Origin of the sequence: Pseudomonas sp. TMW22089, from assembly GCF_022496645.1 — a bacterium.
Classification (GTDB): Bacteria; Pseudomonadota; Gammaproteobacteria; order Pseudomonadales; family Pseudomonadaceae; genus Aquipseudomonas; species Aquipseudomonas paraversuta.
Genome location: NZ_SCFG01000036.1, coordinates 19,926 through 33,978, shown reverse-complemented (window position 1 = coordinate 33,978; position 14,053 = coordinate 19,926). Strand labels below are relative to the sequence as shown.

Below are 14,053 nucleotides of genomic sequence, written 5' to 3'. Positions count from 1 at the left end.
GATTACATCGAGATGTTTTACAACCCAAAACGACGCCACAGTTTCAACAATCAGCTGTCACCGGTAGAGTTTGAAAAGCGTTACGCAGCGAGCCTGGAGAGTGTCTAGGAAACCCGGGGCGATTCAGCGTCCGGATGACAACACCTGCCCAAGCAGGATGTTGTCATTCTCAGAAGTGCGTAGCTTACATGCTCCACTTCATGGTCACGGCCACGTTACGCGGGTCGCCGAAGATGTTTGCGCCCGCCGGGTTACTGATGCTCTGGTAGTAATGCTTGTCGAACACGTTGTTCAGGTTGGCTTGCACCTTGAGTTTTTTGTTCACGTTGTAGCCGGTCATCAGGTCGACGATGCTGTAGCCGCCCTGAGATACGCCGTAGGTTGTGTATGTGCTGCTCTGGCTGCGGAATGAACCGCCGATCGACCATTTTTCGAGATCGCCCGGCAATTGATAGGTGGTGGACAGCTTAAGCAGGTTGTATGGCGTGTCGCTGTCGAAGCGACCGCTGCCGCCCTTGACGTTCTTGGCGCCGGCATAGGTGTAGCCCGCCGAGGCCTGCCAGCCAAGGGCAAGCATGCCTTGCAGTTCAAGGTCAACGCCTTTGGTTTCCACTTCGCCGGAGGCCACGGAGCAGGAAGCAACACCCTCGGCACAGGCATCAAGCCCTTGGGCGAGGTTCTCCTGGTTCAGTTGGAAGTAGGCCAGGCTGGCGTTCAACGCACCGTCAAAGTACTCGCCCTTGATCCCGATTTCGCGGTTGGTGCCGGTGACCGGCGGCAGCAGGCTGCCCTGGAAGTCCACGTTCGCTTGCGGCTGGAAGATTCTGGTCCAGCTGGTGTACACCGAGTAGGTATCGTTGATGTCGTAGATCAAGCCGGCGTAGGGGGTGTATTCCCGCGTCGCCTTGTAGTCGGCGCCGAATGTGTAATCGCCGGAAATAGTGTTCTGTTCGTATTCGTACCAGTCCAGGCGTGAACCGAGGATCAGTTTTAGGTCGTCGCGCAGATGGAAGCGTACGGTGGCGTAAGTGCTGTATTGATCGACCTTGCCCTTGCGTGACCAGTTGTAGTTGATAGCCGGTTTCTCTACGCCGTGATAGTCGAAGTTTGATGGATCGAGCACGATATTCGGGTCGTTGAGGAAACCACCGCCGGGGCCATCGTCGGTTTTATCATTTCGATAACTGCCACCGAGCACCAGTTCGTGGGTCGCACCAAGCAGGGTGAAGGGGCCGGAAACGTAGCCGTCGACGCTTTTTTGCGTGTGCTGGTAGGTGTAGCGGCCCACGTTCAGGTTCAACTGATCTGCACTGGGATCCAGTCGATAGAAACTGGTGCCCAGCATGTCCAGGTCGCCTCGCAGCCACGTGGTATTGAGGCGCAGTTTCCAGTCGTTGTCGAAGCGGTGCTCAATTTCGGCAAATGCGCTGGTGTTTTTCTTGTTCCAGTAGGTCCAGTTCGGGCTCATGCGCGTCGAACGGGATATTGGCAGGAACGTGCCATCGGCACGGGTCGGAATGCCTGACCAGTCGGCCCCCGGGTTATCCTCACGGTTGTAATACGCTCCGAGGGTCAGGGTAGTGGCTTCACTCAGGTCAAACTCGGTGATGCCGTACAACAACTGGCGCTTGCTGCTGTAGCCATCGGTAAAGCTGTCTTTGTCCTGGAAGGCACCGACTACGCGGCCCCTGATCGAACCGCTGGAATTGAGGGCACTGCTGGCATCGATTTCGGTGCGATAGTTGTCCCATGAACCGGCACCCAGGGTGACAGAAACTTGCGGCTCGACAGTGGGCCGTTTACGGATCAGGTTAAGGGTGCCGGACGGGTTGCCGGCACCGAGCATCAGGCCCGACGCACCGCGCACAACTTCAACCCGGTCGAACATCGCCAGGGTCGAGGTGCCAAGGGTGTCGCTGTCATACGCGACTGGCAGTCCGTCGATCATAATGTTGTCGATGGCAGAACCGCGGGAATAGAACTCAGGGCGCTCACCACCGGTTTTGCGCATGGTCAGGCCTGGGGTGTATGTCGAAATGTCCTCCAGAGACTGCATGTTCTGGTCATCCATGCGTTGGCGAGTGATTACCGTGACCGATTGCGGCGTCTCGCGCATGGAGGCCGCCAGTTTGGTCGCGGTACTCATGGAGCTGGTAGTGTAGGAACCGGTGTTTTCGCTGACTGAGCCCAAGGCCTGGCCGGAGATGGTTGTAGCGCCCAATTGCAGCTCATCACTCTTGGGCACGGGCACCAGCACATAAGCACCATTAGCCTGGCGTTGAGCCTGCAAGCCACTGCCCGCGAGCAAGCGTGCCAGGCCTTCGTCGGTGCTATAAGTGCCGCTCAATCCCGGTGAGGTCATGCCTTGGGTCTGCTCGGCGTTGAACGACAGCGTGACATTGGCCGCTGTCGCGAACAGGCTCAACGCCGCGCCGAGCGAGCCCGCATTGATTTGGTAAGTGTGGGTCTGGTTTTGCGCCAGCGCATGGGTTGGCGCCAGGCTCAAGGCCGAAAATACACCAAGCGCCACAGCCAGGTGAACGGCATGCGCAAGCGGCCGGGCGGCGTTGAGGGTGAATCGTGACATACAGGTTTCCTTCCGTTGGCAGGGCAGGCAAGCAGTCGTAAACGCTGCTTTCTGTACATGGCCGAACGAAAATAGGAATCGGCAACCCGGGATGGGAATAATTCGCAAAAAACTTCAGGCCGCTTCGACACTGGCCCAGTAACGCGTCACGAAACGTACGCTGACCGGCAGGGATTGGCTGAGGTTTTCCAGAATGGTATCGGTGTCGTCGATACGGAATGCACCACTCAACCGCAGGCTGGCAACGGACGGGGCACAGCGCAGCACACCGCGACGGTAACGGCTGAGCTCGGCGATAAAATCCCCCAAGCGCCACTCGATGACAGTCAACATGCCTTGGCTCCAGGCACCGACACCTGCCGGGGAGGGGGTCACGGCGCTGATCTGGTCGCGGTCGAAGTGGGCCTGCTGGCCGGCATTCAGGCGCTGAACCCGTGAAGGATGATTCAGAGGGCGTAGCTCTACCGCCTTATCCAGCACGCGCACATCGGTGAACGTCGGCCCGCAACGCACGACAAAACGCGTGCCCAGGGCACGCACCGAGCCTTGGGGGGCTTCGACGATAAACGGGCGACTATCGCTGGCTGTGTCTACCAGGATTTCGCCGCGGTGCAGGCGGATCAGACGCAAGTCGGCGCTGAAGGCAATGTCTACGGCGCTGTCGGTATTGAGGTCCAGTTGGCTACCGTCGTCCAGACGCATGTGCCGACGCTGGCCGGTGGCGGTGCGTTGATCGGCAAGCATCGCCTGGTAGGGCAGATGCTCGGTGGCCAACCAGCCACTGCCGCCCACGGCGAGCAACAGTCCAAGGGTCTTGAGCACAGCGCGGCGGCGGGCCTTTACCCCGGCCAGCGTCGGCAGTGACACGTCTGCGGGCAACCGAGCCCATTGGCTTTGCAGTTTTTCTACGCGTGCCCACGCTCGCGCGTGCTGTGGGTTGGCGGCCAGCCAGTGGCGCCAGGCCTGTTGATCAGCCTCTGTGGGCGGCATGCTGTTAAGGCGCACATACCAGGTGGCTGCGGCTTCGAGGGTGAGCAGATCCAGGGGCGCAGCCATCAGTCCTCCGTAAGCAGCAGGCAATGGGTCATTGCGCGGATCACGTGTTTCTTGACGGTGGTCACCGAAACGCCCAGGCGTTCGCCAGTGGCCACATAACTCAGGCCTTCCAATTGCACGGCGAGGAATATCTGCCGCGTACGCTCGCCCAGGCCATCAAGCATGGTGTCGATGGCTACCAGGGTTTCGAGAATCATCAGGCGTGTTTCAGGTGAGATATCCAGCGGTTCCGAGCGCAGGGCCAGGACTTCGAGGTAAGCCTGCTCCAAGGCGCGGCGACGGAATTTGTCGATCATCAGTGCCCGGGCGATAGCGCTCAGGTAGGTGCGCGGTTCGCGAATCTGTTCGACGTCGCGGGAAGTCAGCAGACGCACAAAGGTATCCTGGGCCAGGTCTGCTGCATCGGCGGCGTTGCCCATGCGGGCGCGCAACCAGCTTTTGAGCCAGCCGTTATGTTCGCTGTACATTAGATGCAGGGCATAATAATCGGGAGCAGGCATGAGAGGACAAACCAATAGCAACAATTGATAATGATTAGCATTATCCTTGTTGCTCCAGATTTGCGCAATGTCGGTGCTAATGGAACGCCAAGCAGGCTCCAGACCACGGCTTTAAAAGACTTCCAGCTCGGATTGCAAATCCGTTGTAGTGGACATGAGTTATTTCGGGTTTGTGTTCATTCGGCAGGACGCCAAGGGGAGAGGCAAAAATCGAGAATTGCGGAACAGCTTTCAGAATTGCGGAACAAAAAACAAAGGGCCTGCACGAAGAATCTCATGCAAGCCCTTGATTTGTTTGGTGCCCGAAGCCGGAATCGAACCGGCACGTCCTTTCGAACGGGGGATTTTAAGTCCCATGCGTCTACCAATTTCGCCATTCGGGCGGTAGCGCTATAAAGCGGGTCAGGAAGGAAGGTGCTTCGAGATCAAAGTACTCAAGAGCCTGCGTGACAGGTGGACGAATATATAGAGCCTGCACCGATGAGGCAAGTTGGTTAGTGCTGATTGAGTGAGTTTTTTTTGCTCCTTGGCTTAATAAAACCGTCGAAAAATCATAGGGCTAGGTAACCAGTGGGGGTTTGAGGGGGGATATGGCTCGTCCATTGCCAGAAAGCCGTGGGTACCAAGGGGTAATGCCAAGTGCTGCCGCTGGCTGCTGCTGATTCAGGTCGCTTTGCCTGCGCGCTGGTCTAGGCTGCTTGCACGACTGAAGCAGAAGTGGATGTGATGAATACAAGTGTGATTTATGCCTTGGCGGCGGCGGCGCTGTTCGGGGCCAGTACCCCGCTGGCCAAGTTGCTGGGCACAGAAATCCCGCCAGTGCTGTTGGCCGGGCTGTTGTATCTGGGCAGCGGCACAGGCCTGGTGTTGCTGCGTTTGCTTCGTGATCGGGGCTGGAAAAGGTCCGGGCTGAGTGTCAGCGAGTGGCCGTGGTTGGTCGGGGCGGTTGTGTTCGGCGGGATTCTTGGCCCGGTCGCACTGATGGTGGGGCTGACTCTGACCAGTGCCGCCACGGCGTCATTGATGCTCAATCTGGAACCCGTGCTGACCGCCGTGCTGGCGTGGGTGGTGTTCAAGGAAAATGCAGACCGCAGGATTGTCGTGGGGATGCTGGCAATTATTGCCGGGGGCATTGTTTTGTCGTGGCCGTCCGGCCAGGCAACGGGTGTCGCGCAATCCTGGCTTGGGCCCTTGGCCGTGGCGTTTGCCTGTTTGTGCTGGGCGGTGGACAACAATCTGACGCGCAAGGTATCGGCTTGCGATGCGCTCTTTATTGCCGGGGTAAAAGGTTTGTTTGCAGGGCTGGTCAACTGCGCGATCGGATTGACCCTGGGGGCCAAAATCCCGCCTCTGGTGGCGCTGACGCCCACTTTATTGATCGGCTTTCTGGGCTACGGCGTGAGCCTGGTGCTGTTTGTGCTGGCCTTGCGCGGACTGGGTGCGGCGCGCACGGGGGCGTACTTCTCGACCGCGCCTTTTCTGGGCGCTGCGATTGCAATTGTGCTGCTGGGGGAATCAGTCTCGCTGCTGTTCTGGCTGGCCGCCGCGTTTATGCTGTTCGGGGTCTGGCTGCACCTCACCGAGCGGCACGAGCATATGCATCAACACCAGCCGCTGCAGCACACCCATCGCCATACCCACGATGAGCACCATCAGCATGAGCATGCCGAGGATGTACCGCCGGGTGCCGCCCACAGCCATGGGCATGTGCATTCTCCCGTTCGGCATAGCCATCCGCACTTTCCGGATATTCACCACAGGCACCGGCACTGACTGGCTGCGTGTTAGATTGCGCCGACTGGATGCAGCAATACTCTCTTCCAATGGAGCTACAGAGTGCACATGTTTGAACACATCGATTTCAACTACTTGCTGGCGACCTATGGTTACCTGGCCATCTTTATCGGCTGTTTGCTGGAAGGTGAAACCATCCTGATTCTGGGGGGCATGGCAGCCCATCAACATGTGCTCAAGCTGTTGCCGGTCATTATGTATGCGAGTCTGGCCGGGATGCTGGGTGACCAGTTGCTGTTCTGGACCGGTCGCTACTTCGGTGCCCGGCTGTTGCCCAAACTGCACAAGCATCAAGCCGCCATCGAGCGGGTGACGCAGTTGATCAACAAGTACCCTACGGCGTCGATTTTCTCCGTGCGCTTTCTGTATGGCATGCGTCTGGTGGGGCCGATGGTCATTGGTGCAAGCCAGGTTTCACCGGTCAAGTTTACCTGCATCAACCTGGTGGGCGCGGCGGTATGGGCGACGCTGTTCGCCAGCGGCGGGTACTGGGCCGGAGAGTTTCTCGAGGGCTTGCTGGGGGATCTCAAACCCTATCGTTTGCCGATTGCCCTGGGCGTTATCGTATTGATGGTGGTGGTAGCCTTGGTGCGTCACTTCAGGGCGAAAAACCGGTCGCCGGCCAAATCGCTTTGAGCCTTGGGGCGCCAGGTTTCTGGTTGCCGGGCATGGCTTGTGGTGAGCATTTCGCCATGGGCGACAGATCCGGATGCTGTTGCAAAAAACAGGCTTGAAAGGCAAAGTCCGGGTACCCGGTTGCGTGATCAAGCCCGTGGCCTACGCTTTGAATGACAAGCTCAACGCCACGGGTTTCAAGGTATTGGCAGCACACCCACGAACCCGGTCCGCTAATAAAAGGAGTTCTGGATGTTTATCCGTTTATTGATCCTTACCGGCCTGCTGGTGACTGGCATGGCGCAGGCTGTTGAAGTTCCAAGCCCCCTTGAACAGGATCGCGGCAAATTTCGCCCATTGATCATCGTCGCTCGTACAGAAGTCGATCCAACCCTGACCACACTCAAGCAAGCGCTGGCCGATCCGGCCAATCAGAAGGGCTTCGAAGAGCGCAACATGGTGCTCTATACGATTGTCGGCATTACCGGCAAACGTGATGGCAAAGACCTTGAACCCCAGAGCACGATGTCGCTGATTCGCGGACTCAAGCCGGGGATGATTATCGACAAGGCCAAAGTGATTCTGATTGGCAAGGATGGCGAAAAGAAGCTCGAAACCGAGGGTGATGCAAACCTCGCTGAGTTGTTCAAAACCGTAGACGCCTTGCCTGCTGCCGAAAACCAGATTCAGGCCCAGGCCGAGGTGGTGACGCCGGATAAAACAGCGCCGGCCGGCAAGCCGAGCAAGGCTGCAAAACCGGTCAAGGCTCCTGCACAGCTGGATGATTGAGGCCTGTTAAATCAGGGCCAAAAAAAGGCCCGCTGAGGGGAGCGGGCCAAATGGGATTCACAAAAGGAGTGGATCCAATCTAGGCCAGTCGATGTGAAAGTGGCGTGAAAAGCATGTAGGCAAAACGCAATTAATTCTCAATTTATGACGATTTCAGATCCGGCCTGCACGGCCCTGATGATGGCCCGGGCTCAGCCCCCGGCCTGTTCGTTCATGACTCCTCAGCGCCCGCATCATTAAGCCATTCCTGGCTCAGGGTGGGCGTGTCCCCCAAATATTCCAGCAACCAGTTCATCGCCGGAGAATGATTGTTCTGTACCCAGGCTAAGCATGACGGGCTGGCCGGGAAAGGGCGTTGCAAATGCAGTGCCTGCAATCGGCCTTGCTCGATCAGGGGCTGGGCCAGGTGGGCAGGCACCATGCCCACGCACAGTCCATCGCTAAGGCAGGCCAGCCCCGTAGTCCAGTCGGGCACCATCATCCGGCGCTGGTTATCCAGGGTCCAGGTGTCACGTTTGGGCAGGTTGCGCGAGGTATCGTCCATGCACAGTGAAGGGTAGGGGCGCAGTTGCTCATCGCCGAGCAAGCCGTCAACCCGGGCCAGTGGATGCTGCGGGCTGACCACGCACAGCCAGTGCAGAAAGCCCATGTCGCGAAAGGCAAAACTGCCTGCCACCGGCACTGCCCTGGTGGCGCCGATGACCAGGTCGGTACGCCCATCCACCAGCGCATCCCACACTCCGTTGTATACCTCGTACTGAACAATCAGCTCCACATCGGGAAAGTGCCGATAGAAGTCGATCACCATTTGCCGGCAGCGCGGGTGTTTGATGATCGAGTCCACGCTCACCCGCAACTGGCCGCTCCAGCCATTGGCGACCTGTTGGCACAGGCGCCGGGTGCCGAGCATTTTCTTCATCACATCACGGGCTTCTTTGACAAACACCTGTCCGGCCGGGGTCAGTTCGACATCGCGATGGCGACGCACAAACAGGGGTACGGCCAGCCACTGCTCCAGTTGGCGCACTGTGTAACTGATGGCCGAAGGCACACGGTGCAGCTCCTGGGCGGCACCGCTGAAGCTGCCGTGGCGGGCGACGGCATCGATTACGTCCAGCGAGTATTCAGACCACATGGCTTGCCTTCAAAATTATTGATGTCATTAGGCAATTATTATCGCTTCACAAGCAAATGTGCAGCTGGATAATGCACGCCAGTCAACAAATTGTTTGATGGCAAGTTTTGGAAGCCCATGAAAAACTCTTTTGGTTTTACCTGTTACCTCGCGGGGCTCAGCATGCTGGGCTACCTGGCCATGGATATGTACTTGCCGGCCTTCGGCACGTTGCGCAGCGAGCTGGGGCTGTCTTCAGGCGCGGTTGGCGCCAGTCTCAGCATCTTTCTGGCCGGTTTTGCCTTTGGCCAATTGCTCTGGGGACCGCTGTCTGACCGTCTGGGTCGCAAGCCGGTGCTGCTGGCGGGGCTGTCGATGTTTGCCCTGGGGTGCCTGGGGATGTTGTGGGTCGATAACAGTGTGTTGCTCCTGAGCCTGCGGTTTATCCAGGCGATCGGCATCTGCGCGGCGGCTGTGACCTGGCAAGCATTGGTAATCGATCGCTTCCCGGCCGATAAAGCCAATCGGGTATTTGCCAGCATCATGCCGTTGATGGCCTTGTCGCCTGCGCTGGCACCGCTGTTGGGCGCTGTGGTGCTGAGCCATTTGGGCTGGCAGGCGATTTTCAGTGTGTTGCTCGGTTTGGCGGTGCTGTTGATAGTGCCGACCCTGTTGCTCAAAGAAAAAGCGCGCGCCCCGGCAACAATCGTCACCTCTAAAGTGAGCTATTGGCAGCTGCTGCGCTCGCCCGGTTTCAGCGGCAACGTGATGATCTTTGCCGCCTGCTCGGCCAGTTTCTTTGCCTGGTTGACGGCTTCTCCTTTCATCCTTGGCGATATGGGCTACAGCCCCAGTGATATCGGCTTGAGCTACGCGTTTCCGACCCTGGCCTTCATGATCGGCGGTTACAGCTGCCGCAGTGCCTTGCAGCGGATCAAGGGCCACACGCTATTGCCGTGGCTGTTGCTGGCGTATTGCATCAGCATGGTGGGCCTGTACTGCGTTGCCACAATGACCGAGCCGACCTTGACCACGTTGCTGATCCCGTTTTGTTTGATGGCATTGGTCAACGGCGCGAGCTACCCCATCGTCGTGGCCCATGCTCTGATGCCGTTTTCGGAAAATTCGGGCAAGGCCGCCGCTTTGCAAAACACCCTGCAACTGGGTCTGTGTTTTCTCGGTAGCCTGCTGGTGTCGGGTTTTATCACCGAGCCCCTGCAGATCACCGTTGAGGTGATGTTGGCCACGGCTCCCCTGGCTGTGTTGGGGTATCTGATCCAGCGCCGCAAATCACCTGCAGCGAGCTGTGTCACAGGCTGAACTTTGTAATGGACGGGTCTATCCAACAGTGTTCGAGACATTGCCCGGGCGCTGCGGATGAGCAAAATAATTACGTCGCACAGTGAGTTACAGATTCAGAGCGAGCACGATGCCAAAATGTTCGGCTCGCCCAAGGACCGGCTGGATTTCTACCGGCGTGAAATCCAGTACGAGACCAGCATCCTGTCCCACCGCACCGATGCGTATCTGGCGGCCCAGTCATTTCTGGTGATCGCCTTTGCATCCTGCATGGCTAACCTCAACCCGGAGTGGGGCAAGTTTTTCACCCTCACAGTACCGCCCATGCTGGCGGTGCTCGGGATACTGATCTCACTTAATGCGTGGCCGGGGATCCGGGCGGCCTACGACATCATCGATCACTGGCACTTCAAACAGAGCGAACTGCTCAGCAGTCAGCCGGTCATGGGCATGGCCTACGATGAATCACCGTTGTTTTGCGAGATGGAGTCCACCCACAAGGGGTATAAAAAATCCTTGATGTTTTCCGTGCGCTCGCCTTGGTTGTTCGCCTGTTTCTGGCTGGTGCTGGGTGCATTTTCTCTCTACATCCAGATCGACAATCCCCTGAGCTGAAGCCTGTCGCCGGAACGTCCGGCGCAAGCGTGCAGGCTATAAAAAAGGCCGGACACCCCTGAAGGTGCCGGCCTTTTTTCAAGTCATCAATCAGGCGATATCCACCAGCACGATTTCGCTGTCTTCTATGGCCGTGACTCGCAACCGGGTCTCATCAACCACGGCCACTCCATCCCGGGCGCCGGCGCGCAAGCCGTTGACTTTAATCACCCCGGTGGCAGGCACCAGATACGCCCGGCGGCCGCTGTCCAGTGCATACTCCGCTGTTTCCCCGGCCTTCAGGTTGGCCGCCACCAGGCGTGCATCGGCGCGGATGCGCAAGCTTTGGTCATCGCCGTCCTTGCCACTGGCCAGGGTTACAAAGCCTTCGCGCCGGCCTTTGGGGAAGGGTCTGGCGCCCCAGGCCGGTGCGTCACCTTGCTGATTGGGAATGATCCAGATCTGGAAGATTTTGCTCGGCGTCGACTCCATGTTGTATTCGCTGTGGGCAATCCCGGTGCCTGCGCTCATGACTTGCACATCGCCGGCTTCAGTCCGGCCTTTGTTGCCCAGGTTGTCTTCATGGCTGATGGCGCCTTCGCGGACATAGGTGATGATCTCCATGTCGCGGTGGGGGTGTTTCGGGAAACCTGTACCGGGGGCAATCACATCGTCGTTCCACACCCGCAGGTTGCCCCAGTTCATCCGGGTCGGATCGTAGTATTCGGCGAACGAAAAGTGATGGTGAGCGTCCAGCCAGCCGTGGTTTGCGCCGCCCAGGGTGTTGAAGGGTCTGAGTTCAAGCATGATGCTTCTCCTGTTCAGGTGGCCCGTGCGCTGTGGACGGTTACCCGGTTGCTGATGGAGTGATTTTCCATCAAGAACATATCGATAAAAAGCTGAAAATATGCTTTAAAACTATCTATTTGTTAGATGTATTTTTCCGTCAACACATCCGTGCCTACTTTCATAAAATGCTCTAAAGAGCTGATGCTCCTAGATATCTTGGCGCAATGCAGCGACCATAGCCCTTCCGCCCGGACAGCCTCACACCCTGGAGTCAGCGTGCCGCAACACATTCCCGATTTGCCTGAAGAACTCGCCCCTCTAACCCGATTACCCTTGCTCAAGCGCCTGGCCGCCAGACTCTTTGGCAGCGGCCTGAACCATTTGCGTGCGCAACATGCCGCCTCCTGGTTGCAGGGTCAGGCCGACGGGTTTCGCAGCGGGCACAGCGCCGGGGTGGATTACGGCTTTGAAGAAGGGCATGCCGAGGGGCTGGAACAAGGCCGGCAAGTATTGTTCATCAGTGATACCCGCCCGCAGGTGCTGCGTGCGCCGGGCATCGACGACAACCTGTTCGATGACTGGCGCCTGCCGCTGACCGCCGAGCTGAAAAAGCGGATCAAGTCCGATGTTGCGGCGATCCTGCCAGAACAGGCACAGCCCAGTGCCGCCCAGTGGAAGATGATTCTCAGCGATACACCTTCGACCTCGGTGGTTGCCGGGGCCGGCGCTGGCAAGTCGACATCGCTGGTGCTGCGTATTCTGCTGCTCAGCCATTACCTGGGTTTTGAACTCGGTTCGATGACGGTGGTGACCTTCACCCGCGAGTCGCGCAAGGACTTCATCAGCAAACTGCAATCCATTTTTGCCTTGTGGGGCCGCACACTGAGCCTCAAGGAAGCGCGGGATGTGGTGCGCACTTTCCATTCGCGGATCTTGCCCATGGTCCGCAGCTTGCCCGGCTACAGCCAGTTGCAGGCATTCGAGACCCTGAGCAGGCGCACTTTGCTCAATGACGATGACAGCGACAGCAACCCGTTTGACCTGCGGATCAATGATGCCCAGCGCCAGCAACTGAATGCCTGCTATCACGGGCTTTACACCCGGGATCAGCGTTTTCGCGAGACCCTGGCACCCCTCTGCCGGCATGCCCTGCAACTAAAGGAGCTGGAACGCGATCACCCGGATGTGCAAAAACGCATGGCAGTGACCGAGCTGGCCGCCAAGCGCGACGAAGAGCTGTGCGACACCCTCGAAGACCTGTGGTTTGCCGCGGGCGCCTGGCCGATCCAGGGCATTGAACCGAGCCGGGAAACTGTGCAAATCAATGGTGCGCAGTTCCATTGCCACGGGTATGTGCCACAACTGGATGCGTGGGTGGTGCTCGGGTTTGATCCGCGGGAAAACCCGCAAATCTGCAGGCCGGGGGCCAAGTTGAGCGTGCGCGCCGAATGGGCAGTAAAGCGCACTCTGTTTCGAGCTTTTTGCAGTAAGCCTTTGATTTGGCTGGAAAGCTATGATGCTGCAAAGCGTGTTATTACCTCGCTGGCGGGTGATGCCAGTGCGGGTCCGGGTTTTGATTACAAGCTCAAGGGCGAACTGAGTTCGGCGCCGTTGCTGGACTGTTTTGTCGCGGCTGCCAGCTTTATAGAGAACCTGGGGCTGGACGTTGCCGCGGCCGTGGGGGACATGGCATTTGCCGCCGATGATCCGGACCGGTTTTTCTTCGAGGCCCTGAGCCTGTACTGGCGCGCGCTGGAAGATCACTTGCTGGCACAGTCGCCGCCGGTGATGACCTATAACCGAATGTTTTCGCTGTTCGGCGAGAACACCCCGCAAAACTTCAAATTGCTGAGCCATGAGCAACTGCGCCCGCTGTCGCATTTGATGATCGATGAGTTCCAGGACGTTTCGCCGCAAATCGTTTCCTGGTTAAGGGCCAGCCTGCGGGAAATCCGCAGTCGAGGCCCGGCGATGCATGTCGGGCGTGGTGCCCAGCGTTCATCGTTACTCTGTGTGGGTGATGACTGGCAGTCGATCTATGGCTGGCGCGGCAGTTCGCCCAAGTACTTCATGGAGTTCAACAAGGAATTCCCGTCGCCCGCCACCACCCGGGTGATGCTCAGCGACAACTTTCGTAGCCATCAGCACATCATCGATGCTGCCGAGCATATCGTGCGTGCAGCACCTTCGATTGCCGGCAAACGGGCCAAAGCCAGTGGCGAGCCCAAGGTGCCAGTACCGGTGAATGTATTGAGCCGCGATGACCAGGCTTTGGCAGCGCGGTTGATTGAACATTACAACGCTGGGGATAGCGTCTTAATGTTGTATCGAAAGAGCAGCGATAAGTTATTGATTGAGAAGGATATTCAGTCGGTAGTTAATGTGGATTCTAGGTTGGCGCCTGAAGACCGTCGGCTCAAGCAACTGACCTATCACAGCTCCAAGGGCTTGCAGGCTGACGCGGTGTTCCTGTTGGGTGACTGTCAGCACCTGACGTCTTCGCCGTATAAAAACCAGGTCTATCGCATGGCGGGCCTGGGCAAGGATGGCGACCCGGACCCTTACGACACGGCGCAGAAGGATGAAATCCTGCGCCTGGCCTATGTGGGCATTACCCGGGCGGTGACGCATTGTTACTGGTATCTGGAAAACCCGGATGCCCAGGGTCCGAACATCCCCAGGGCCTCAGACCGCATCCCTCGGGGCAAGGTATTCTTTGAGGATCTGCGCAAGGTATCTGAGCCCGCCGGATAGACCTTTTGCAGGAACTGGCTTGCAGATTCATGGGCCGGTGAGATTTATTGTGGGAGCTGGCTTGCCAGCGATTCAGGCGGCAAGGTCAGGCGGGTAGACCGGATCAATGCCATCGCGGGCAAGCCCGCTCCCACAGGTGGCAGGCGCCACTCAGATTTACTT

At 58.2% G+C, this 14,053-nt stretch carries 12 protein-coding genes and 1 tRNA gene; 7 read left to right on the top strand and 6 right to left on the bottom strand.

Annotated features, from left to right (window positions below):
* Positions 1-108: IS3 family transposase (locus EQV90_RS20850; RefSeq protein ID WP_138762977.1), on the top strand; the 108-nt coding region annotated here is incomplete at its 5' end.
* Between the two features lie 76 nt (positions 109-184).
* Here EQV90_RS20850 and EQV90_RS20845 read toward each other — a convergent pair.
* From EQV90_RS20845 to EQV90_RS20830, 4 genes are all read right to left on the bottom strand, one after another.
* The gene (locus EQV90_RS20845; protein ID WP_240878623.1) at positions 185-2,587 is read right to left on the bottom strand and encodes a TonB-dependent receptor; all 2,403 of its coding nucleotides are present in this window, start codon (positions 2,585-2,587) and stop codon (positions 185-187) included.
* A 114-nt stretch (positions 2,588-2,701) separates the two neighbouring features.
* Positions 2,702-3,643 carry a FecR domain-containing protein gene (locus tag EQV90_RS20840; protein ID WP_240878622.1) on the bottom strand — a complete coding sequence of 314 codons (942 nt, stop codon included), beginning with the start codon at positions 3,641-3,643 and terminating at the stop codon, positions 2,702-2,704.
* Complete coding sequence (locus EQV90_RS20835; RefSeq protein WP_003445866.1) at positions 3,643-4,143, bottom strand: sigma-70 family RNA polymerase sigma factor; 501 nt, start codon at positions 4,141-4,143, stop codon at positions 3,643-3,645. Before EQV90_RS20835 ends, EQV90_RS20840 begins: the two co-directional genes overlap by 1 nt.
* A gap of 296 nt (positions 4,144-4,439) precedes the next feature.
* Positions 4,440-4,526 (bottom strand) — tRNA-Leu (locus tag EQV90_RS20830).
* Between the two features lie 343 nt (positions 4,527-4,869).
* On the opposite strand from EQV90_RS20830, the gene EQV90_RS20825 reads away from it, so the two are divergent.
* The 3 genes from EQV90_RS20825 to EQV90_RS20815 all read left to right on the top strand — a co-directional run bounded on the left by EQV90_RS20825 (position 4,870) and on the right by EQV90_RS20815 (position 7,341).
* A complete protein-coding gene (locus EQV90_RS20825) occupies positions 4,870-5,916 on the top strand; it encodes a DMT family transporter (RefSeq protein WP_161719383.1) in 1,047 nt (348 codons plus the stop codon).
* Positions 5,917-5,985: 69 nt separating this feature from the next.
* Positions 5,986-6,573, top strand: a complete 588-nt coding sequence (locus EQV90_RS20820) for a DedA family protein (protein WP_003445864.1) — start codon at positions 5,986-5,988, stop codon at positions 6,571-6,573.
* Positions 6,574-6,804: 231 nt separating this feature from the next.
* On the top strand, positions 6,805-7,341 hold the full coding sequence (locus tag EQV90_RS20815; protein ID WP_240878621.1) for a DUF4174 domain-containing protein: 537 nt from the start codon (positions 6,805-6,807) through the stop codon (positions 7,339-7,341).
* Positions 7,342-7,552: 211 nt separating this feature from the next.
* Here EQV90_RS20815 and punR read toward each other — a convergent pair whose 3' ends face one another.
* Positions 7,553-8,476: a DNA-binding transcriptional activator PunR gene (gene punR / locus EQV90_RS20810; protein ID WP_003445862.1), complete on the bottom strand. Its 924-nt coding sequence runs from the start codon at positions 8,474-8,476 to the stop codon at positions 7,553-7,555.
* 117 nt (positions 8,477-8,593) lie between these two features.
* Here punR and punC point away from each other — a divergent pair, with 117 nt between their 5' ends.
* Positions 8,594-9,775 carry a purine nucleoside transporter PunC gene (gene punC / locus EQV90_RS20805; RefSeq protein WP_010657170.1) on the top strand — a complete coding sequence of 394 codons (1,182 nt, stop codon included), beginning with the start codon at positions 8,594-8,596 and terminating at the stop codon, positions 9,773-9,775.
* A 57-nt stretch (positions 9,776-9,832) separates the two neighbouring features.
* Complete coding sequence (locus EQV90_RS20800; protein ID WP_003445860.1) at positions 9,833-10,369, top strand: hypothetical protein; 537 nt, start codon at positions 9,833-9,835, stop codon at positions 10,367-10,369.
* 90 nt (positions 10,370-10,459) lie between these two features.
* Here the strand turns inward: EQV90_RS20800 and EQV90_RS20795 are convergent, their stop codons facing one another.
* Positions 10,460-11,155, bottom strand: a complete 696-nt coding sequence (locus tag EQV90_RS20795) for a pirin family protein (RefSeq protein WP_240878620.1) — start codon at positions 11,153-11,155, stop codon at positions 10,460-10,462.
* A 258-nt stretch (positions 11,156-11,413) separates the two neighbouring features.
* On the opposite strand from EQV90_RS20795, the gene EQV90_RS20790 reads away from it, so the two are divergent.
* On the top strand, positions 11,414-13,891 hold the full coding sequence (locus EQV90_RS20790; protein WP_240878619.1) for a UvrD-helicase domain-containing protein: 2,478 nt from the start codon (positions 11,414-11,416) through the stop codon (positions 13,889-13,891).
* The last annotated feature ends 162 nt before the right edge of the window (positions 13,892-14,053 follow it).

Excerpts from the sequence above, each read along its gene's own strand:
- EQV90_RS20845 (WP_240878623.1), bottom strand. The coding sequence starts at position 2,587 with ATGTCACGATTCACCCTCAACGCCGCCCGGCCGCTTGCGCATGCCGTT.
- EQV90_RS20840 (WP_240878622.1), bottom strand. The coding sequence starts at position 3,643 with ATGGCTGCGCCCCTGGATCTGCTCACCCTCGAAGCCGCAGCCACCTGG.
- EQV90_RS20835 (WP_003445866.1), bottom strand. The coding sequence starts at position 4,143 with ATGCCTGCTCCCGATTATTATGCCCTGCATCTAATGTACAGCGAACAT.
- EQV90_RS20825 (WP_161719383.1), top strand. The coding sequence starts at position 4,870 with ATGAATACAAGTGTGATTTATGCCTTGGCGGCGGCGGCGCTGTTCGGG.
- EQV90_RS20820 (WP_003445864.1), top strand. The coding sequence starts at position 5,986 with ATGTTTGAACACATCGATTTCAACTACTTGCTGGCGACCTATGGTTAC.
- EQV90_RS20815 (WP_240878621.1), top strand. The coding sequence starts at position 6,805 with ATGTTTATCCGTTTATTGATCCTTACCGGCCTGCTGGTGACTGGCATG.
- punR (WP_003445862.1), bottom strand. The coding sequence starts at position 8,476 with ATGTGGTCTGAATACTCGCTGGACGTAATCGATGCCGTCGCCCGCCAC.
- punC (WP_010657170.1), top strand. The coding sequence starts at position 8,594 with ATGAAAAACTCTTTTGGTTTTACCTGTTACCTCGCGGGGCTCAGCATG.
- EQV90_RS20800 (WP_003445860.1), top strand. The coding sequence starts at position 9,833 with ATGAGCAAAATAATTACGTCGCACAGTGAGTTACAGATTCAGAGCGAG.
- EQV90_RS20795 (WP_240878620.1), bottom strand. The coding sequence starts at position 11,155 with ATGCTTGAACTCAGACCCTTCAACACCCTGGGCGGCGCAAACCACGGC.